We start from the raw sequence: 21,226 nt of genomic DNA on the forward strand, positions 1-21,226 counted from the left end.
GTAATAATGATAACTTCATAATTGAAGACTAGCAACATGCAGACTTTAAGTCTGACAACCAAATCTATGGACTTTAAGTCCATAGTGGTTTAGTTGTTTCAGGGTTTCTAAAAGAAAAATAAAGATACCATTCTTTAGACAGAGCTTCTTTTTGTTCAGCTTTAGAGAGTTTGTTCCATCGTAAAATGTCAACTCCTCCAGTGTAGAATTTAGGTTTGTTATGGTTAGGTTTCATAGGCAAATCGTGTACGGAAACGTGTACGGCACGTAAAAGTAGTGAAATTGATTGCATAAAAAAAGCGGCTTAGTGTACACTAAGCCGCTTTTCCATTGAGTTTAATCTTGTAGCGAGAACGAGATTTGAACTCGTGACCTCAGGGTTATGAATCCTGCGCTCTAACCGACTGAGCTACCTCGCCAAATGCAAAGAACGACTGTTGTTCGTTGCGGGTGCAAAGATAAAACTTTTATTAAAACACACAAGCAAAAAATGAAAAAAATAAAATAAATTTAAAAACGTTTTTTTTTCGCACATATAATGTATATATTCGAAAAAAATTAAATTACCTCATGGATCAGAAAGTACGTTACGAAATTGAGTTCCCAATTAATTCATCTCCACAGTTATTGTACCAATATATCTCTACACCTTCTGGATTGTCAGAGTGGTTTGCAGACAATGTGAATTCTCGTGGTGAGTTTTTTACTTTTATTTGGAATGATTCAGAAGAAAAAGCTAGATTAGCATCAAAGAAGTCTGGAGAAAAAGTAAAATTCAAATGGGTAGATGATAATAATAAAGATACCGATACCTTTTTTGAAATTCATATACTTGTAGATGAATTGACAAAAGACGTTTCTTTGATGGTCGTAGATTTTGCTGAAGCAGATGAAGTGGATGAAGCAAAGTTATTGTGGGAAAATCAAATATCAGATTTAAAACATCTATTAGGTTCTGTCTAGTATAGTACTATATTAAAACTTATATTTGCCCTGAACAAAATTCAGGGCTTTTTTTATGATTAATTTTAATGGAACGATTGTGGCAGAGGATGCCAATATTTTAACGCAAAACCGTGCTTTCTTATATGGTGATGCAGTTTTTGAGACAGTAAAAATAGTAAAAGGTGTAGTTCTTTTTCTAGAAGATCACTATTTTCGATTAATGGCTTCTATGCGTGTGGTGCGTATGGAGATTCCTATGAATTTTACCATGGAACATCTCGAAGAGCAGTTGCTTTCTGTTGCGTCTGTCAATAATATGTTGACTTCTGCTAGAGTGAGAATAACCGTGTTTAGAAACGATGGTGGCTATTATTTACCTACAACCAATGACGTGTCCTATCTTATTCATGCTAGTGTATTGGAGCAGCAGCTCTATAGTGTAGCATCAGGCGACTATGAGGTTGATCTATTTAAAGACTTTTATATCACGAAGCAATTGTTGTCTTCAATAAAAACGACCAATAGAATCCTTAATACAACGGCTAGTATTTTTGCTTTCGAAAATGAACTCGATAATTGTTTGTTATTGAACGATAGTAAAAATGTTGTTGAGGCTATTCAAGGAAATATTTTCATGCGAATAGGTGATAAATTGATTACGCCTCCTATCTCAGAAGGGTGTTTGAATGGTGTGATGCGAAAGCAAATTTTGGCTTTAGCCAAAAAGACTGCCAATATAGAAGTTGTAGAAGATATTATTTCGCCTTTTGATCTTCAAAAAGCAGATGAATTATTTATTACAAATGTGATTAAAGGAGTTCAATCTATAACAAAGTATCGTAAGAAGAATTTTAGTTCTGATTTAGCTACTGCATTAGTTGAAAGGCTAAATGATCAAATCATGCCAAGCTAGTCTAGGTTTATTAAATTATTTATTTTTGAATTAAAATAGAAAATAACTAATTCACTGATAATACTGTAGGAGGTTTTTGGTGATTGATTATAAATAAAAAAAGGTTAAACAGCAATTGTCGTATGCAATTGAGTTTAACTTTTTTTTGTATATAAAATAAATTTGTTAATTCAAATATGGGTTTTCTGGAGCATTGGACCAAATGAGGTAGTCGCCACCAAGCTCTTTAATTTGATCTTTCCAAAAATGAGTAGGAGATTTACCAATAATCTTGTTCTTATAAGTATTGGTAGTTATGATCCAAGAATTAGTACTCATTTCTGTTTCCAGTTGATTTTCATGCCAACCAGAATATCCTAGAAAAAATCGAATGTTATTTTTTGTAATAGTTCCTTCATTGATCAGGTTTTTGGCAGAATCAAAATCACCTCCCCAATATATTCCATTTGAAATTTCTACACTATTTGGTATCAATTCTGGAACATTGTGAATGAAGTAAAGGTTGTCCTGTTCAACTGGTCCACCGTTGTAAATTCTAAATTTAGAATCTATCTCGGGTACAAGATCATTAATGGTATATTTTAATGGTTTATTGATGATAAATCCTACTGATCCTTCTTTGTCATGATCTGCTAATAAAATCACAGATCTATTGAATGATAAATCTCCAATTATAGAAGGCTCAGATATAAGCAGTTGTCCTTTTATTAATTTTTCTGAAATCATAGCGCTGTAATTTTTTATTAAATTTAAGAAAAAAAACAAAAAAAAACCAAGTTTTTACGAATAAATGAAAAAAAAACCCTCCATAAGGAAGGTTTTGTTTCTATAAGAGGGAAACGTGTATTAGTTTACAGCTCCTTCTAATTCTGCACCAGCTTTGAATTTTACAACATTCTTAGCAGCGATTTGGATAGTTTTTCCTGTTTGAGGATTTCTACCGTCTCTAGCAGCTCTAGCTGATACTGACCATGATCCAAAACCTACTAGAGATACTTTACCTCCTTTTTTTAAGGTATCACCTACGTTTCCTAAAAATGATTCTAAAGCTAATTTTGCAGCTGCTTTAGTGATTCCTGCGTCTGCAGCGATAGCATCGATTAATTCTGACTTGTTCATAATTTAAAGTTATTAATTGTTGGTTAATGTTTTCTTACTATACAAATTTAGCAGGAAATCCCTAGCACGCAAGTGTTTTGCTTAAATTAGGACAGTTTTGTTGATAACTTAGTTTTTTTGTTCATAAATAAGCTTGTTTTTATTGGGAAAACTATAATAACCAGTGTTTTTGGGGGTTAAAAAGCTTTTGCGTCTTCAGAAAATGTGATTCCATTCAGTAAGTCCGCCGTTGTCATTCTCTTTTTACCTGGGAATTGTAAGCTTATTATCTGTATAAATCCATTTGCTACTGCAATTTTCATTTCTTTCTTTGTACAAACAATGGAACCTACATTTAGTTTGTGCTCCTCATTAATAATTTGAGATTCATAAATTTTAACATTCAATTCTTCATTCTTGTCTGCGATAATTCCCCACGCAGCAGGATATGGACTCAAGCCTCTTATGTGGTCATGAATTTCTTTTGGAGATTTTGTCCAGTCTATTTTACAGTTCTCTTTGTTTAGTTTATAAGCTGTTTTAATTTCAATTGAATCAGTTTGAATGGTTGTGCTTGGGTTTCCTTTTTCGATTAAAGCTAGGGTATCAATTACGGTACTGCTCCCTATGGTCATTAGCCGGTCGTGTAGTTGACCTGCACTTTCATTTGGATCGATTGTTATTTCACTATTTAAAATCATAGCTCCAGTATCAATCTTGTCGTCTATGAAGAAGGTTGTGACCCCCGTTTTTTCTTCACCATTGATGATAGCCCAGTTAATAGGTGCGGCTCCACGATAATTGGGTAATAAGGAAGCATGAAGGTTAAAGGTTCCTAAGGCAGGTATTTCCCATACTACTTTTGGTAACATTCTAAAAGCAACTACTATTTGCAAGTTGGCATTCAAAGCTTTTAATTCGGCCAAGAAACCTTCGTCTTTTAGGTTAGTAGGTTGTAATAGGTTGAGGTGGTGTTCTAAAGCATATTCCTTAACGGCAGAATATTTTAATTTTTGTCCACGACCAGCAGGTTTGTCGGCTGCGGTAATGACACCCACTACTGTATAGTTGTTTTGGATGATGGTGTCCAGAATCCCTACTGCAAATTCAGGAGTTCCCATAAAAACAATTCGTAAATTTTCCATTATAATTTTAAAGTATAGGTGTTGTTGGGTTGTATTTGAATCTCTTCATTGGTCAAGAGTTCTTGTAAGGCAAAGATAAGCGTGTCTGGACTTGTATTTGTACTATTTTGCAAATCTCTTGAAGTTAAATCTTGATTTCGCAATAAATCTTTTATGTTTTGACTAACAGATTTAAGGTCTTTTGATTTTGGTTTCTTGCTAATACAATAAGAACAAATTCCACAATTATCGGCCTCTTTTTCTCCAAAATAAGATAGGATGAGTTTGCTTTTGCAAATATTGTCTTCTTTTACATAGTGTAAAACGGACTCTAGTTGGGCTTTCTTTAAGTTGTTTTGTTTTTCAAGATATTTGGCAACACGACTTATTGTGCGTTCGTCTTCTCTTATTTCGTTAAATGTAAGTGAAGCGTCATTGTTTTTAGAATGGTAGTCAATTACTTGTTTTTCATGTAGTTTCTCTAAAATAGTAACTACTTGTTTTTCTGTTTTTTTTGATTTTTTTGCAATGAGTGAACAATTAAAAGCAGTTTCTATTTCGTAAACCCCAGGGTAGGTTCTTAAAATGGCCAAAATAATTTCTTCGTCATTAGGATTTAGACTCAGGTAGCGTAACACTTCCTTGGAAGAAATTATAAACTGTAGGCTAATTTTTTGAGAGGATTCTTGTGCTAAAGTCAAAATCCCTTGTTGGTCTAGAAACTGAATCGCATTATAGGTCTTGAGAACAGGATAATTGTATTTTACACAAAAATGGTTCAGGTTGAAGCTAAATTTTTCATCGATACCTTCTCCGTATGCAATTTGAAAATAGGTATTTAACTTTCGGTAAATTATGTTGAGATACTCTTTGTCGGGTAAATTTTTGATAAATTGATTTTCTGCTTGCTTTGTGTCTGAAGGACTAGTTAGTAAAACAGCAAAAGCTTTTTCTTCATTTCGTCCTGCTCTCCCAGCTTCTTGGTAGTAATTTTCAATGTTTTCGGGAAGCTGAATGTGGATGACTGTTTTTACATTTGCTTTGTCAATTCCCATTCCAAAGGCATTTGTAGCAACAATTACTTGCACTTTCTCATCCATCCAGAGTTGCATATTTTTATCCTTTTCTCTCGAGGGTAGGCCACCATGATAATAAGTGGCTTTAAAACCTAAAGATTGTAATTGTGACGAAATATCTAAGCAGGATTTTCTATTGCGAACATATATAATGGAAGGTTGTGGATTTTTCTTTAAAATTTGTCCAATTTTAAAAAGCTTGTCTTCTGCTTCAAAAACCATGTACGCAATGTTTTTTCTAGCGAATGATTGCTGATAAAGGACAGGATTTTCTAATGCTAGTTCTTTTATAATATCCTCTTTTACGCGAGCGGTTGCCGAGGCAGTCAGTGCCAAAAAAGGGACCTTTGGGAAGAGTGTCTTTAAATTCGAAATTTTCAAATAGGCAGGTCGGAAATCATGTCCCCATTGAGAAACACAATGCGCTTCGTCAATAGCAATCAAATTGATATCGAGATTTTTTATGCGTTCTATGATCCAGTCAGACTGTAATCGTTCGGGGGAAAGGTATAAAAATTTATAATTTCCAAACTCACAATTATCCAAGAGATCTATCATCTCGTTGGATTTTATTCCTCCCGTCAAAGCAATAGCTTTGATGTCTCGCTTTTGCAAATTGGCTACTTGGTCTTTCATCAAAGCGACTAAAGGAGAGATAACCAAGCAAATTCCTTTGTTCATCAAAGTAGGAACCTGAAAACAAATTGATTTTCCACCGCCGGTAGGTAATAAAGCAAAAGCATCCTTTCCGCTCAAAACGGTATCGATGATATCGTTTTGAAGAGGTCTGAAACGATCGTGTTTCCAGTATTTTTTTAGGATTTCTAATGCTTCAGACATAGGCAGTGGGTTTTATAGTTCGTGTTTAAGGGCATTTAAGATAAAAGCAGTGCGGTTTTCAATCGTATCTTTTGGAACTTCGATTGGGGTATAGCCAAATGATTTGTAGGTATCTACAATATGTTGGTGTACTTCTTGAGCTTGCTCGTAGGTCTCATAACGAGCATCATCAATTTTGTAAATGGCTTCCCAAGGGGGTAGCATGAAAATTTTGGTGTACTTGTGTTTTTGACAAGAGGTAGTAAAATGTACTGGGTATTCTTGTTTAGCAAAATGCATATAAGCAAGAATATCAGGCAGACCACGATCTATAAAGACATTGAGGTGAGGTTCTTGATTTGCTGCATCAAATTGTTTTTGACGTCCTTCGAGTAATAATTGACTAAAAAGAAGCGGATCCTCCAAAAAAAGTTGATCTATTCCATTTTTTTTTGCTTCTAGAGTTATTTCTCTCGAAATTTCGGGGTAGCAACAAAAGCCTTTGTCTGTCAATTCGTTAATGATTGATGATTTTCCTGTTCCAGGTCCTCCTATGAGTACGATAATGTTTTTTTGCACGATTTTGAAATAAGATTCAAAATTAAGGAAACTATTTGGTATTAGAAAAAAAATGAGCGCCGTTATTATGTTAGTTTTGACAAAAAATCAGATAGGATAGTTATTATTTTCCATTTGAAAACGTATATTTGCTAATATTTTAGAAACAAGGATGGAAAAGAAGTCAGAAGAATTCTATGAAAGGTTACAAGCAGAGTTAGAAAGAAGTAGTTCATGGCCTGCCTTGTATTTATACAAATTTATAGTCCCTACGGATGCCGCTAAAATTGGCAAAATTGAAGAAGCCTTTGATTGTATGGGTGCTGTAATCAAAACGACACAATCAAAAACTGCAAAATTCACAAGTATTTCTATTGATGTACAAATGAAAAATCCTCAAGAAGTTATTGAGAAATACATAGAACTATCTGCAATCGAGGGAATTGTTTCTTTGTAGAAACAAATCATAATGCCTTGGTTTGCTTTATACCTCAGATAAGCTTTTTTACCAATAATGGCCAGCGCTTTAGATTCAAAATTTAATTCACTTATGAATTCAAAATACCAAAAAGAAAATGCAAATGATGTGGTGTACCACCTAGAGTACAACGCCGAAAGATCGCATTTGATTATTCCAGAGTATGGTCGTCATTTACAAAAATTGATCGATCAAGCAACGGCAATAGTAGACGTAGAAGAACGTAACAAAGCAGCAAAATACATTATTCAAGTAATGGGAACTTTAAATCCTCATTTGCGTGATGTACTTGACTTTCAACACAAACTATGGGATCAATTATTTATTATGTCCGATTTTAAATTGGATGTAGAATCACCTTATCCTATTCCGTCAAGAGAGGTTTTACAATTAAGACCAGATATTCTTGAATACCCACAAAACTACCCAAAGTACAGATATTATGGAAATAATATAAAGTACATGATTGATGTAGCCAACAAATGGGAAGATGGTGATATGAAAAGTGCCTTGGTGAAAGTTATCGCCAATCACATGAAAAAATCATATTTAAGTTGGAATAAAGACACGGTTAAGGATGATGTCATTTTTGAACATTTATACGAATTATCAGACGGTAAATTGAATTTAATTCAAAGCGATGAGGAATTACTTAATACGACTGATTTATTGCGAACCAATAAAAGAATGTCCAATAAAATCAATACCGGAATAGTGCCAAAAATTCAAACCAATAAGAAGAATCAAAGCATTAAAAAAACGTATAACAAAAATAACAATCAAAAATAGGAATATATTTTCAAATTTTTTGAGGGGAGAAAAAACTAAAAACAAACAAACTATAAATTTAACGCATACCACAAATGGGAGTATTCAAAATTGAAGGAGGAATTCGTCTTAAAGGTGAAATCACGCCACAAGGAGCAAAAAATGAAGCATTACAAATATTGTGTGCCGTATTGTTAACTCCCGAAAAAGTAACGATAAATAACATTCCGGATATTATTGATATTAATAAATTGATAAAACTTCTAGGGAATTTAGGTGTGAAAATTCATAAAAACGGAAAAGGTTCTTATGATTTTCAGGCGGACGAAGTAAATATGGGGTACCTAGAAACGGAAGCTTTCAAAAAAGAAGGTGGTTCGTTAAGAGGTTCAATCATGATCGTTGGGCCACTTTTAGCTCGTTTTGGAAAAGGATATATTCCAAAGCCAGGTGGAGATAAGATCGGTAGAAGAAGACTAGATACACACTTTGAGGGGTTTATCAACCTTGGAGCAAAATTCCGTTATAACAGAGAAGATCATTTTTATGGTGTTGAAGCCCCAGAAGGATTGATTGGAACAGATATGCTACTAGACGAAGCATCTGTAACAGGAACTGCAAACATTGTAATGGCTGCTGTACTTGCCAAAGGAGTTACTACAGTTTATAATGCCGCTTGTGAGCCTTACTTGCAACAGTTGTGTAAAATGTTGAATTCTATGGGAGCCAAAATTACGGGTGTAGGTTCTAATTTATTGACTATAGAAGGAGTTAAAAGTCTAGGTGGATGTACACATAGAATTCTACCAGATATGATCGAGATAGGTTCTTGGATTGGACTTGCTGCCATGACAAGAAGCGAAATTACAATCAAAAATGTAAGTTGGGATAATTTAGGTTTGATCCCAAATACCTTCAGAAAATTAGGGATTACCATAGAACGTAGAGGCGATGATATTTACATCCCAACTCATGAAAATGGTTACGAAGTAAAAACAGATATCGACGGTTCAATTTTAACTATTGCAGATGCGCCATGGCCAGGATTTACCCCCGATTTATTGAGTATTCTTCTTGTAGTTGCTACCCAAGCTAGAGGTGATGTTTTAATTCACCAAAAAATGTTTGAAAGTCGCTTGTTCTTCGTTGATAAATTAATCGATATGGGGGCAAAAATTATGTTATGTGACCCGCATAGAGCAGTAGTTATGGGACATGATTTCAAATCTACCCTAAAAGCAACAACAATGTCTTCACCAGATATTAGAGCGGGAATCTCTTTGTTAATAGCAGCACTTTCTGCAAAAGGAACTAGTACGATTCAAAATATTGAACAAATAGACCGTGGATACGAAAATATCGATGAAAGATTAAGAGCTATCGGTGCAAAAATTATTAGAGAAGAATAAAATCATATAAATAGTATACAATCGTTTAAATAATCTTTATGAGTTTCAAAGAGGTTATTTAAACGATTTTTTTTTGAATAAAAATGTCAAATCAAGACCAAGCCATACAAGCTACCTATTTTAGTATTATAGGAAATACCATTTTGTCTATCCTCAAGGGGTTGGCTGGGTTTTTTGGAAATTCCTATGCCTTGATTGCAGATGCAATTGAATCTACCACAGATATTTTTGCTTCTTTTTTGGTGCTATTTGGTATCAAATATGCTAGTAGGCCAGCCGACAAAAATCACCCTTATGGCCACGGTAGAGCCGAGCCTTTAATTACTTTTCTAGTAGTTGGTTTTCTCATCGCATCAGCCGTTGTTATTGCCTACGAGAGTATAATCAATATCAAAACACCACATGAATTACCCAAACCTTGGACTCTAATCGTTTTGGGAGTCATCATAGTATGGAAGGAATATTCTTTTCGATTAGTGATGAAAAAGGCTATTCAGACCAACAGTTCTTCTCTTCGCGCAGATGCTTGGCATCATCGCAGTGATGCTGTTACATCAATAGCCGCATTTATTGGAATTACGATAGCTTTGATTTTAGGAAAAGGGTACGAAGCAGCCGATGATTGGGCAGCTCTTTTGGCTTCGGGATTTATTGTGTACAATAGTTATATGATCTTCAGACCTGCATTAGGCGAAATCATGGACGAGCATTTTTATGATGATTTAGTCCTAGAAATTAGAGAAATATCCAGTCAAGTTAATGGTATCTTGGGGACCGAAAAATGCTACATTCGAAAAGCCGGAATGGTCTACCACGTGGATTTGCATGCGAGGGTGAGCTCCGAAATTACCGTGAGAGAAGGCCACGATTTAGCCCATCAATTAAAAGACCATTTAAAACACGAAATTCCAAAATTAGGGAATATATTGATTCATATTGAGCCGGATTAATTAAAGATAGGATTAGAACTTGGGCGTGCCCCGCTGAAAAACGCGGGTCAGGCTTTCCGTTTCAATCTTTTTTGGAGCAGAAAAAGCTCCAAAAAAGGATTTTCACTACAATCCTTCACGCAAAACATTCAGGATTGCAAAAAAAATAGTATAATATAGGTTAATATCGTTTTATAATTGCAACGCCAGCTTAGTTTGTCCTTCTGAAAATCTTACGTATAGTCACTGGAAAATAAAAAGCCTAGATGAAAGTAAATCACTTTTTAATGTCCTGTAAAATCCAATCCAATTCAGGGTCTTTTTCAGTAAGAATTTCATTAAGTTTAAGATTAATTTCTTTGTCAGGATAAATCCCGTGTCCTTTGATAGGAGTGGAGAAATAGGGTTTCATGTCCATAATACCTATTCGGATTTTTAAATGCGAGTTGGGCAATTGATATATAGGCATAAAACCAGCAACGGTTCCGTTATAGGAACCACCTGTTTCTGTTCCAACAAAGGTAGCTCTTTTGGACCCTTTTAAATTTGATGAAAGAATACTAGCGGCAGAAAAACTTCCACCGTTGGTTATTACATATATTTTTCCTTTAAATACATTTTTGCTGGCTTTGTGTTTGCTAGTTTCAGTAGCATAATAGTTTTTACCATTTTTGTTTTTATGAACGGTAGCCAAAATATAAGAATACACTATCGGTGTAAGTAGTACTTTTAATACTTTTATCGGTAAAGAACCACCATGCCAGTAAGCACCTTTGAATAAACTACCTCTAGATACAACTTCCGATTTTTGTAAGAACACAAATGAAGAATCAGATAAATAGGAATATAAATATGCTACTTCACTTAGGCGTCCACCGCCATTGTCTCTTAAATCTATGATTAGTGTCTTTGTTTGATATTTTTTGAGTGCTTCAAAACTTTGTTTATAAAAGCGTTTATAATTTCCATTAGTAAATGTTCTTATTTTCAATAGCGCAATAGTACTGTCTTTACCGATGAAATCTAAATTTCGATTATAGTCTTCACTTTCTTTATTATAACCGTTGGTCTTTTTCTTTTTCTTCAAAGCTTTGAGCGCTTTTCTTTCGACTGCTGTTATTTTTGGTTGTTTTTTTGAGGGAGTAATTGATGCAAATTTCTTTTCGGGAGTTACTGTTTTGAGTCTACTTATTGTGATTTTTTTTAAACTGTCTTTGTATTGAAATTGGTATTCCAAACTGTCGTGAATCCCATTTTCAATGGTGAAAAAAGTATTAAATCGTTTGCTCGATTGTAGTTTTTTTAATGTAGTATTATAGCCGTCAGACGTATAGAAATTATTGTATTCTGTAATTAAATCAATGGGTTTTATGTGGTTTATACCAATAACTTCTGTACCTGGTTGAATGCTTCTAGTAGTAGATTTATTTTTTATAACGTATAGTTTGTCGTTAAGGTAACTGAATTCAAATTGTGAAAGTGGTCCTATCCCTCTTTTGAGTATTGCTTTGGTTTCTCTTTTTGTAAAAAGAGTAGTAGGACCATAGACTACAGAATGTCCTTGTTTTACGGCTGCAACGATGGGACTTAACTTTTTGTAGAAATCAAGTGGTTTTAGAGGAGTATTGATTGTATTTTTTAGGCTATCAAATTTGTGATCCAAAACAACTTTATCAATGTACTCATATAAATTTGGGTGTAGTTGCTGTAGTTTTCTATAAGTGAAATCAACGTCTGAGTGTAGTTTGTCAATAGGGATAAATTCTTGTAAAAGTTCGTTTTTCTTTTTGACGGAAGTGCATTGAGTAAAAAACAGAATGCTAAAAAACAGTAATATTAATTTTCTCATTGACCGTATTTCTTTTTATGTAGAGTATAAGTAATAAGTGTTTTGAAATTATATTTAGAGTAACGAAGTTCGCTTTTGTCGAAAATAATTGAAGGGCTGTGTGCGAATTTACTAAAATAAAAAAAAACAGCTAGAACATCTTATTGCCCCTGATGGCAGTGACAGCCCCGATTGAAAAAAGGCTATTTTTTGCGGGAAGTACAGAGCGACCGAAGGAAGCTCCTGTACTGACCTAATAAAAAAAGCCTTTTGAAGGAGGGCTATAACGAACAGCTGGATTAGGCACAAAAAAAAACGAGCTTAAAATATTTTCGAACTCGTTTTGTCTAGTTGTATGATGATTTACAAAAAGGATTGGATAGCCAAATCGTAACTTTTTAATCCAAAACCAAGTACTACTCCTTTTGCATTACCCGAAATATAGGATTGGTGTCTGAAGCTTTCTCTTGAAAATGTGTTTGATATATGAACCTCGATCACTGGAGTGGTGATAGCCTTGATGGCGTCTCCAATGCCAATGGAAGTATGTGTGTAAGCTCCAGCGTTCAAAATAATACCGTCATAAGTAAAGCCAAATTCTTGAATTTTGTTGATTAATTCGCCTTCGATATTGCTTTGGTAATAAGCAAAATCAATATTTGGATATTTGGCTTGTAGACCTGCGAAGTATTCTTCAAAAGTAAGACTGCCATAGACTTCGGGTTCTCGTTTACCTAAAAGGTTTAAGTTTGGTCCGTTAATGATGCAAATTTTCATGTGTAATGTTTTTGTAAAAATAAAAAAACCGTTCCAATTACAGAACGGTTTTTCATTATTTTGTTGGGTTTCTTTTTAGAAAAGAATACCAGCGGAAAGTTGAAAGGTAGAATTTTTAGTTTGAGCATCTTTACTAGCTTCTGTAAGTCCTAAACCATAACGAGCTTGTAAAAATAGGTTTTTAGTAAGGTTGAGTCCCAAACCTACAACACCAGCAAATTCAAAAGTTTTTGAATCTTTGTAGTCAAATTTATTTCTTTCACTCATTAAGAAGGAAGCTTGCGGACCTGCTTCTAAAGTTAGGCTTTTATTCAAAAATATTTTGGCAACAACAGGAATAGAAATGTAACCTAGTTCATTTTTGAATTCTTGGGTAGCATTTTTGTAAGTTGCTCCTTGAGTAGAATACAAAAGCTCTGGCTGAATAGCGAAATTTTCAAATAATTTTACTTCAGCAACCAATCCAGCATGGTAGCTAGTAATAGCATCTGTTGAATTATAGTTTTGATTATTCAATGTGATATTAGTACCGTTTTGATTGGCATAATTAATCCCCCCTTTAATACCAAATCGGATAGATTGTGCTTGTGTAATTGTAGCCATTCCTAATAGTACTGCAGCGAATAAAATAGTCTTTTTCATGTTTGTAAATTTGAAGTTTTATATCGTGCAATTTAAAACTCTTTATTTTGATAGTTGTTGTATAATTATTAAAATATTTTATAGAATACCAATGTTTACGGTGTAGTAAATTTTGATATTATAGAATCATACAGTGTTATAATCGCTCCTTTACTAAGACAATCCTTTAATGTTAATTATTAAAACATTAAACTTATGTAAGAATTAACAAAAATTGTGTAAGAGCAAACTTGGACGTATATTTTATTTTTGTAGAACAATTAATTTATAGAAAACATCAACAATTAAGGTAGGCTATTTATCTAAAGAAATGTCAGAATAAGTGATAGTAGATTTTAAAAGCAGAAGTGTTATTTATAAATAAAAGAACCCTAATTATTTTATAAATTTAAATTCAACAACATGAAGAAAATTATCACAATTTGTGCGTTGGCATATTTTGGAATCAACGCAAATGCTCAGATGAAAGATGTAACAGTTACATTGCAACCAACTGCAAGTTACAATTGGTTTGATAAAAATTCAGCAATTGAGGATGGTGTTTTGTACGGAGCGAGATTAGGTTTTGGTTTTGGAGAGTCAATCGAATTAAGAGGAGTTTATGAAAAATCTGCTGATATAAAAAATACGGTACGTAATTTTGATATATTTTCTAATGATTTTGTTAACAATTTTAATTCACGTTCCGTAGGTATTGAACGTTATGGTGCTGAATTTAAAGCTAATATTCCTACTAGAGGAACATTTGTACCCTATTTTACTCTAGGTGCAGGGGTTCAAAAATTAACTGTAGACATTAATGCAGATAGTGCTCCACAGACAAAGTTAAAATCGGATCAAACTTATGTAAATGTAGGTTTAGGTACTCAAATTAAATTAGGAACAAGATTATTTCTAAACTTGGAGGCTAAAAATACGGTGTTTAATCTAAACCCAAATTCTATTTTATACCAAGATGGACCAAATCAAAGTGAATTTGAGGGATTATTAGGAAGTAATAATAACACTAGAATGTCAAACTGGTCAGCCTTGGCTGGATTACAGCTTTACTTAGGAGGTCGTGTTCCAGAAGAATTAAGTCCATTAGATAGAGCTTATCGCAATAAGTATTCAGGAGGATTAGGAGGTTTTAAATTGGTAGTTGAGCCTGCTGGGGCGTATATTAATTTTGATAATTCTACTAATTTAAGAGATACTTACTTACTTGGGGGTAAAGTTGGTTTTGATTTGAATCAATATGTTGGAATTAGAGGGTATTATTACAGAGCAACTAATAATAAACAATTATCATTTGACTTTGATAATTTAGAAATGTATGGTGGTGATTTTGTTGCCAAATTAAATGTTTCTCGTGGAGTAGTACCTTACATAACAGTTGGTGGTGGTTACTTAAATGTAAATCAAAATAGCTATATAGGTAAAGATGGTTTAACAGGAGCAAACTCAGGTTATTTTGCAAAAGGTGGAGCAGGTTTAAATATACCAGTAGGAAGAAATGTTGAGTTATTTGGGGATGCTAGTTTAATGTTCACATCCGACCGTACAGGTAATGATTTGGTAAATACTATTTCTCCGGATGAATTGAAAAAACATGTTATGTATACAGCAGGAATTCGTTTTCAGTTAGGAAAGAAAGCTGATGATACTGATGAAATTTTAAGAAATGAAATTGATCAGAAAGTTAAAGCAGAAACGAAAGTTTACGAAGATAGAATCAATGATCTTGAATCTGAATTGGCTAAAGCTTATAAAAATAATGATACTAAGAAAGCGGTAGAAATAATTGAAGAAAAGAAAGAACTTGAAAGATCTATAGAAGCACAACAACGTAAAAGTAATGACAAGGATTTAGACAAAAATAAAATGAAAGATTCTAAATCTAACTCCGAAGAAGATAAAAAAACTCAAGAATCTAGAGTTGAAATGACACCGAAAGAATTAGAAAATATGATTGAAAAAGTAATTCAAGGTGTGGATGAAGATTCTCGTAAAGCGCAAAGTACGGATCAACGTATGGATCGTTTAGAAAAATTATTACTAGAGATTAATACTGGTACTTACAGAGAGAATTTATCTCCTGCAACTCAAGATGAAGCTTCTCAAAAAATTCTTGATAAATTAAACCAACTTAATTCTAAAATAGATGCTAATACTGAAAAAATCAACAACCTTGGTGCAATGAATAACCAAGGTCAAGATAAAACAGTGGTAATCTCTGCAGGTCAACAATCACCAGTTTTGCCGCAAACAATTCAACAATCACCTAATAGAATTGAAACTGATGTAAATGGTAATTCTACAGTTAAAGCAGATAATAGTAGTCAAGGTGTTGTAACTGGATTAGTGGTTAACGAAGGAATGTCATTGTTTACTGGGGCAGTTATTGCTGATAAAGCAGCTATGATTGTTGGGATTAGAGGAAATTACAATTTCACTAATTCAAATTTTAGATTTATGCCAGATTTATATATTGCTCCTGGTAAAGACACAGGATTTGGTATTAATGCAAACGTTGTTATGCCGTTTGCAGTAAATAGGGGAGCTATTGCGGAGCCATATTTAGGATTAGGATTAGGGTATAATCATGCAGTGGGAGAAAGCACTTTTAGTCCCAATGTAGTTTTAGGAACAACTTTCAATGTGCTTGGTGGTAAACTATATGCAGATTATACAGCGCATAATTTTATCAGAATACACCAAATATCTGTAGGGTATAAATTTAATTTTTAATAATATGATGATATCTAGTATAGTAATAAAGATGAAGACAATGGTACCCTGCATTTGCATCTTATTTTCATGTAGTCTTTTCGCACAAAGCGATACTACTTCTACAGAAAAAAGTACCATCGTTATGACAAAAACAGAATTGAGCTCATTTTTGAGTACGGTTGCTGAAGCAAGACGATCTCAATTGAAAGAGAGAGAAAATAGACAAGTGAAACAAGATTTAGCAGATTTGAGACTTAAGTACCAACAAAATAATCAATTTGAAAGTTATACTAATAACTCAATCTCAAATCAACAACTAGTTAGAGAGTTAAATTATTTAAATCAGAGAATTGATAATCTAAGTTCTTCGAATCGAACATTACCCACTACTGGTAGAAATAGTTCTACTATAATTTTACCTAGTCAATCTAACAGTAGTCCTATGTACGCACAAAAACCTGTTGAAACTAGAACGGTAGTAGCTAGCCCAAATACTTCTAGAATTAAAGAGTTGGAGGCAAAAATTGACTCCCTTAGAAATGTAAAACCGGTAGTTTCTAAAAGTAGAATCAGTAGAATGACAAATGATAGTTTAAATACAATGCGAAATCAATTGTCAGAAGCTAAAAGTCAAAAGGCAAATGATAGTTTAAATGCAATGAGAAATCAATTGTCAAAAATTAAAAAGCAAATGAATGACTTGCAAGCAAAAATTAAGGCTTCAGAAAATAAAGTTTCTACTGTGAATGTGTCAAATAAAGAGAAAACCTATTGGAAACAGCAAGTTTATTTTGCTAATAACTCTGAAACGTTAGCTAATGAATACTATAAATACATTCAAGATTTAACTCAAATATTAAATGAATATCCAGAAGCAAATATTTTATTAGAAGGTTGGGCAAGTCCAAGTGGTAATTCAGCATATAATAAACAACTTTCTATGCGCAGAGCAGATGCTGTGAAAAATGCATTTGTGAATAATAGAATTGATGCTTCTAGAATTTTAGCTACTTTCAAAGGTGAAGATAAGACCTCTACTGCGCAACATGCTAGACGTGTTGATATGTCTATAACAGTTAAATAATAATGATGAAGAAGGGTAGGGTACAGTTGCAAATTGTATTCATATCTCTTACAATGCGTGCTGAATTGTTGTTAATGATTAAAAGATAATTCATTAAAATTCAATTGCAGTAGATAATTGTGTTTCACAATGTTTCAAATAGTTTTATAAAGACTGTACATTTTTAAATCCCAGATCAATAATTGATCTGGGATTTTTTTTATAAAAGAGGGTTTAGCTTTTGTGATTCTCAAAATAAGATAGAATTAATTCTCATTTCTAAAGTAATTTAAAGACGCTTCATTATTCATTGACTTGAGGAAAGAATTCTTAAATGTTTAAAAATGAATTCAATACTAATTTAAATTATAGAAAGTTATGATGACGATAGCTAATCATTTGGTAGATGATTCTTTTAAAATAAGAGCCAAATAATATCTTTTACGAATCAAATTCAATATTCTATGTAGATGGTTAAGTATCTTTTAGTTATAAAATTGTTAATGCAATTATTTAATGTTTGTGGAAATTATTGAGCTATAGCTTTTTACATTTAAGAGATGTTTTTCTTAAAGTTAAATAAGTGTTTAATTTAATTTCGGCAGGTATCTCCTTGAGTAAATAGTTATAATTTTGCTTTAAAAATATAATAATCATGAAAAAAGTAATTTTATTAGCCATTGCATTACTGGCAATTTCATTCGCAAACGCACAAGATTCAAGTGCCAAAGAGTATGGTTTCTCAAAAGGAAATGTACTTGTTGAAGGGAATTTAGGTTTCAATTCGTCCAATAACAATAATACGGAGGTGAAAACTAATTCTTTTAATTTCGCTCCAAAAGTTGGTTATTTCCTATCAGATAAATTTGCTATTGGTGCAGAATTAGGTTTAGGAACAAATAAAAAAGAAACAGCTGGAGTAGATACTTCAAAAAACACTACTATGTCAGCAGGTGTTTTCGGTCGTTATTATTTCTTAGAACTAGGACAAAGATTTAAAACGTATGCAGATGCTAATGTGGCGTATGGACATTCAAAAGATGGTATTGGATCTGCAGCATCAAAAGCAAATGGTCTTGGAGCAGGTATTGGTTTAGGGATAAACTACTTTGTAACTAAGCGTTTGGTTTTGAATTTTGCATTAAAAAACATATTGAGCTACAGTACTGCTAAGGTGGATGCTCCTGGACAAAAAAGTGTTTCAAACTTTGGTTTTGACTTAAGCGGAAATATCGCAAACCCTTTCGCTACAGGAAGTTTTGGTATTGGATACATTTTTTAGTCAATTACTTATCATTATAAAGAAACCTCTCTAATCGAGAGGTTTTTTTATGCCTTAAAATGTCGTTAATTTGTAATATGAATTGGAATATCGATATTAAAAATTACCAATCTTATCTACGTATAGAAAGAGGTCTGTCAAAGAATACAATTGATAACTATACTTTTGATATTGAAAGATTGTGTCTGTTCTTGGATGCCAACCAAATTGTTGTTTCTCCTATAAAAATTACAGAAGAAACGATTCAGCAATTTATTTATGATGTTTCCTCTCAAGTTAATGCGCGCTCTCAGGCGAGAATAATTTCGGGTTTAAAAAGCTTTTTTAGTTATTTAATTTTTGAGGACTATCGTACAGATAATCCTTTGGAATTGATTGAAAGTCCAAAAACAGGTCGGAAACTACCAGGTACTTTGGCAATCCAAGAAATTGATGCTTTGATCGCTGCAATTGATTTGAGTACGCAAGAAGGTGAGCGTAATCGTGCGATGTTGGAACTGCTATATGGTTGTGGTTTGCGCGTTTCAGAATTGGTTGCACTTAAGATTTCAGACTTGTTTTTTGAGGAGGGATTTATCAAAGTTACTGGAAAAGGGAATAAGCAAAGGTTTGTCCCTATTGGAGAATTGGCACAAAAGTACATTCATATTTATAGAACTTCTATTCGCTCTCATATCACGATAAAGAAAGGATTTGAAGATACATTATTTCTCAATAGGAGAGGAGGGCAGTTATCACGTGCCATGATTTTTACTATCATCAAAAACTTAGCTGCTGAAATCGGATTGCAAAAAAAAATTAGTCCACATACGTTTAGACATTCCTTTGCGACGCATTTACTAGAGAATGGTGCAGATCTTCGCTCGATACAATTAATGTTGGGTCATGAATCAATTACGACTACAGAGGTCTATTTACACTTGGACAGAAAATATTTGGCTGAGGTAATGAATGCTTGTCATCCTAGGAAATAGTTTATTTATAGTTTTTGATTGAATAGAATAGACTCTTTCTATTAGTTTTAAGAAGAAATTTTTAACAAAAATACATCTGCAAGAATTGACTCTTTTGTGATTTTAGATCAATAAAAAAGACCTATTGAATATAAGATTCAATAGGTCCTGTCAATTATTTACTTCCTTTGGAGGGGTTAGGTGAGGACTATTTAGCGATATTTACCGCTCTAGTTTCTCTAATTACTGTTACTTTAACCTGACCTGGATATGTCATCTCTGTTTGAATTTTTTGTGAAATTTCAAAAGATAGATTTGCAGCGTTATCATCGGATACTTTTTCGCTTTCTACAATTACACGTAGTTCTCTACCTGCTTGAATAGCATAAGCATTTTTAACACCATTGAATCCGTATGCTACTTCTTCAAGGTCTTTTAAACGCTGAATGTATGAATCTAGTACTTGTCTTCTAGCACCTGGTCGTGCACCTGATATAGCATCACACACTTGGATAATTGGAGAAAGTAATGATTTCATTTCGATTTCGTCGTGATGCGCTCCAATGGCATTACATACTTCTTCTTTTTCCCCATATTTCTCAGCCCATTGCATTCCTAGTAATGCGTGAGGTAGGTCACTTTCTGCATCTGGCACTTTACCAATATCGTGAAGTAAACCAGCTCTTTTAGCCAATTTAACATTCAGTCCTAGTTCAGCAGCCATTATTCCACAAAGCTTTGATACTTCTCTAGAGTGTTGTAATAAGTTCTGCCCATAAGAAGAACGGTATTTCATACGACCAACTACTTTGATTAATTCTGGGTGTAAACCATGAATTCCAAGATCAATAACGGTACGTTTTCCAACTTCAATAATTTCGTCATCGATTTGTTTGGCTGTTTTAGCAACTACTTCTTCAATACGAGCTGGGTGAATACGACCATCTGTAACCAATTTATGAAGTGCTAAACGAGCAATTTCTCTACGTACAGGATCAAAACAAGAAAGGATGATAGCTTCGGGTGTATCATCAACAATGATTTCTACTCCTGTAGCTGCTTCTAGTGCACGTATGTTACGACCTTCACGTCCAATAATTCTACCTTTTACATCATCAGATTCAATGTTAAAAACAGATACACAGTTTTCAACAGCTTCTTCTGTTCCAACTCTTTGGATCGTATTGATGATAATTTTCTTAGCTTCTTGTTGTGCAGTAAGTTTAGCCTCTTCAATTGTGTCTTGTATATGAGACATCGCTTTTGATTTTGCTTCGGCTTTTAATCCTTCTACCAATTGGTTTTTAGCATCTTCTGCAGATAAGCCAGAGATTACTTCTAATTGTTGTAGTTGGCTTTTGTGTAGTTTTTCAACTTCAGTTTGTTTTTTCTCTAAAAGGTCAATTTTAGAGCTTAATTCTACTGTTTTGCTTTCAAAATCATCGTTGATTTTTTTAGCTTTTGATAATTCATTTGATATTTGAGACTCTTTGTCTCGTGTTCTTTTCTCTACTTCGGCAACTTTTTTGTCTCTAGACAAAATTACTTGTTCGTGTTCTGATTTTAATTCGATAAATTTCTCTTTTGCTTGAAGAATTTTATCTTTTTTTATGTTTTCAGCTTCTAAATTTGCATCTTTTAATATAGAGGAAGCTTCTTTTTTAGCGTTTTTAATTAGGTTAGAAATATTGCTTTTTTCTATCAATTTGGCAATGCTAAAACCCACTGCAATACCTATAATCCCTGAGATGACGATTGTTACTATGTCCATGTTTGTTTAAAATTTATATATAAAAAAAGCCTACATTAATTGCTTGAATAAACTCGAATATGACAAGTTTTGAGCTAACTC

At 33.4% G+C, this 21,226-nt stretch carries 20 protein-coding genes and 1 tRNA gene; 10 read left to right on the forward strand and 11 right to left on the reverse strand.

The genetic code is table 11. From position 1 onward, the window contains the following. Positions 1-73 precede the first annotated feature (73 nt). Together M2326_RS10090 and M2326_RS10095 are read right to left on the reverse strand one after the other, a co-directional pair. Positions 74-292 (reverse strand): hypothetical protein, encoded by a 219-nt coding sequence (locus M2326_RS10090; RefSeq protein WP_264619442.1) that lies wholly within the window; start codon positions 290-292, stop codon positions 74-76. 53 nt (positions 293-345) lie between these two features. Next, positions 346-419 (reverse strand) — tRNA-Met (locus M2326_RS10095). Positions 420-570: 151 nt separating this feature from the next. Here M2326_RS10095 and M2326_RS10100 point away from each other — a divergent pair. Next, on the forward strand, positions 571-963 hold the full coding sequence (locus tag M2326_RS10100) for an START-like domain-containing protein (protein ID WP_264619443.1): 393 nt from the start codon (positions 571-573) through the stop codon (positions 961-963). A gap of 55 nt (positions 964-1,018) precedes the next feature. Next, positions 1,019-1,858 carry an aminotransferase class IV gene (locus M2326_RS10105; RefSeq protein WP_264619444.1) on the forward strand — a complete coding sequence of 280 codons (840 nt, stop codon included), beginning with the start codon at positions 1,019-1,021 and terminating at the stop codon, positions 1,856-1,858. Positions 1,859-2,023: 165 nt separating this feature from the next. Here M2326_RS10105 and M2326_RS10110 read toward each other — a convergent pair whose 3' ends face one another. From M2326_RS10110 to M2326_RS10130, 5 genes are all read right to left on the reverse strand, one after another. Then, a complete protein-coding gene (locus M2326_RS10110) occupies positions 2,024-2,584 on the reverse strand; it encodes a YqgE/AlgH family protein (RefSeq protein ID WP_264619445.1) in 561 nt (186 codons plus the stop codon). A gap of 120 nt (positions 2,585-2,704) precedes the next feature. Beyond that, positions 2,705-2,977, reverse strand: coding sequence for an HU family DNA-binding protein (locus tag M2326_RS10115; RefSeq protein ID WP_108740556.1), 273 nt, complete (start codon positions 2,975-2,977; stop codon positions 2,705-2,707). 176 nt (positions 2,978-3,153) lie between these two features. Next, the gene (gene fmt, locus M2326_RS10120) at positions 3,154-4,101 is read right to left on the reverse strand and encodes a methionyl-tRNA formyltransferase (protein ID WP_264619446.1); all 948 of its coding nucleotides are present in this window, start codon (positions 4,099-4,101) and stop codon (positions 3,154-3,156) included. Next, positions 4,101-5,996: a RecQ family ATP-dependent DNA helicase gene (locus M2326_RS10125; protein ID WP_264619447.1), complete on the reverse strand. Its 1,896-nt coding sequence runs from the start codon at positions 5,994-5,996 to the stop codon at positions 4,101-4,103. Before M2326_RS10125 ends, fmt begins: the two co-directional genes overlap by 1 nt. A 12-nt stretch (positions 5,997-6,008) precedes the next feature. Beyond that, positions 6,009-6,554, reverse strand: a complete 546-nt coding sequence (locus M2326_RS10130; protein ID WP_264619448.1) for an AAA family ATPase — start codon at positions 6,552-6,554, stop codon at positions 6,009-6,011. A gap of 151 nt (positions 6,555-6,705) precedes the next feature. Here M2326_RS10130 and M2326_RS10135 point away from each other — a divergent pair, with 151 nt between their 5' ends. The 4 genes from M2326_RS10135 to M2326_RS10150 all read left to right on the forward strand — a co-directional run bounded on the left by M2326_RS10135 (position 6,706) and on the right by M2326_RS10150 (position 10,138). Further along, a complete protein-coding gene (locus M2326_RS10135) occupies positions 6,706-6,990 on the forward strand; it encodes a DUF493 domain-containing protein (protein ID WP_264619449.1) in 285 nt (94 codons plus the stop codon). Positions 6,991-7,083: 93 nt separating this feature from the next. Then, positions 7,084-7,800 carry a DUF4290 domain-containing protein gene (locus M2326_RS10140; RefSeq protein WP_264619450.1) on the forward strand — a complete coding sequence of 239 codons (717 nt, stop codon included), beginning with the start codon at positions 7,084-7,086 and terminating at the stop codon, positions 7,798-7,800. 74 nt (positions 7,801-7,874) lie between these two features. Next, positions 7,875-9,188, forward strand: coding sequence for a UDP-N-acetylglucosamine 1-carboxyvinyltransferase (murA, locus tag M2326_RS10145; protein ID WP_264619451.1), 1,314 nt, complete (start codon positions 7,875-7,877; stop codon positions 9,186-9,188). 83 nt (positions 9,189-9,271) lie between these two features. After that, positions 9,272-10,138 carry a cation diffusion facilitator family transporter gene (locus M2326_RS10150; RefSeq protein WP_264619452.1) on the forward strand — a complete coding sequence of 289 codons (867 nt, stop codon included), beginning with the start codon at positions 9,272-9,274 and terminating at the stop codon, positions 10,136-10,138. 256 nt (positions 10,139-10,394) lie between these two features. Here the strand turns inward: M2326_RS10150 and M2326_RS10155 are convergent, their stop codons facing one another. The 3 genes from M2326_RS10155 to M2326_RS10165 form a co-directional block, all read right to left on the reverse strand. Further along, positions 10,395-11,966, reverse strand: coding sequence for a S41 family peptidase (locus M2326_RS10155; protein WP_264619453.1), 1,572 nt, complete (start codon positions 11,964-11,966; stop codon positions 10,395-10,397). A gap of 342 nt (positions 11,967-12,308) precedes the next feature. Beyond that, the gene (locus M2326_RS10160; RefSeq protein WP_264619454.1) at positions 12,309-12,722 is read right to left on the reverse strand and encodes a type II 3-dehydroquinate dehydratase; all 414 of its coding nucleotides are present in this window, start codon (positions 12,720-12,722) and stop codon (positions 12,309-12,311) included. Positions 12,723-12,797: 75 nt separating this feature from the next. Continuing rightward, positions 12,798-13,364 (reverse strand): porin family protein, encoded by a 567-nt coding sequence (locus M2326_RS10165; RefSeq protein WP_264619455.1) that lies wholly within the window; start codon positions 13,362-13,364, stop codon positions 12,798-12,800. Positions 13,365-13,766: 402 nt separating this feature from the next. Between M2326_RS10165 and M2326_RS10170 the strand changes: the two genes are divergently transcribed. The 4 genes from M2326_RS10170 to xerD all read left to right on the forward strand — a co-directional run bounded on the left by M2326_RS10170 (position 13,767) and on the right by xerD (position 19,395). After that, complete coding sequence (locus tag M2326_RS10170) at positions 13,767-16,094, forward strand: outer membrane beta-barrel protein (protein WP_264619456.1); 2,328 nt, start codon at positions 13,767-13,769, stop codon at positions 16,092-16,094. Between the two features lie 124 nt (positions 16,095-16,218). Continuing rightward, positions 16,219-17,160: an OmpA family protein gene (locus M2326_RS10175; protein ID WP_264619457.1), complete on the forward strand. Its 942-nt coding sequence runs from the start codon at positions 16,219-16,221 to the stop codon at positions 17,158-17,160. Positions 17,161-17,794: 634 nt separating this feature from the next. Then, positions 17,795-18,421 (forward strand): outer membrane beta-barrel protein, encoded by a 627-nt coding sequence (locus M2326_RS10180; RefSeq protein ID WP_264619458.1) that lies wholly within the window; start codon positions 17,795-17,797, stop codon positions 18,419-18,421. 77 nt (positions 18,422-18,498) lie between these two features. Continuing rightward, positions 18,499-19,395 (forward strand): site-specific tyrosine recombinase XerD, encoded by an 897-nt coding sequence (xerD, locus tag M2326_RS10185; protein ID WP_264619459.1) that lies wholly within the window; start codon positions 18,499-18,501, stop codon positions 19,393-19,395. A 187-nt stretch (positions 19,396-19,582) separates the two neighbouring features. On the opposite strand, the gene rny is transcribed toward xerD, so the two are convergent. Continuing rightward, on the reverse strand, positions 19,583-21,145 hold the full coding sequence (gene rny, locus M2326_RS10190) for a ribonuclease Y (RefSeq protein WP_264619460.1): 1,563 nt from the start codon (positions 21,143-21,145) through the stop codon (positions 19,583-19,585). Positions 21,146-21,226 lie beyond the last annotated feature (81 nt).

Origin of the sequence: Flavobacterium psychraerolatum, from assembly GCF_025960985.1 — a bacterium.
Classification (GTDB): Bacteria; Bacteroidota; Bacteroidia; order Flavobacteriales; family Flavobacteriaceae; genus Flavobacterium.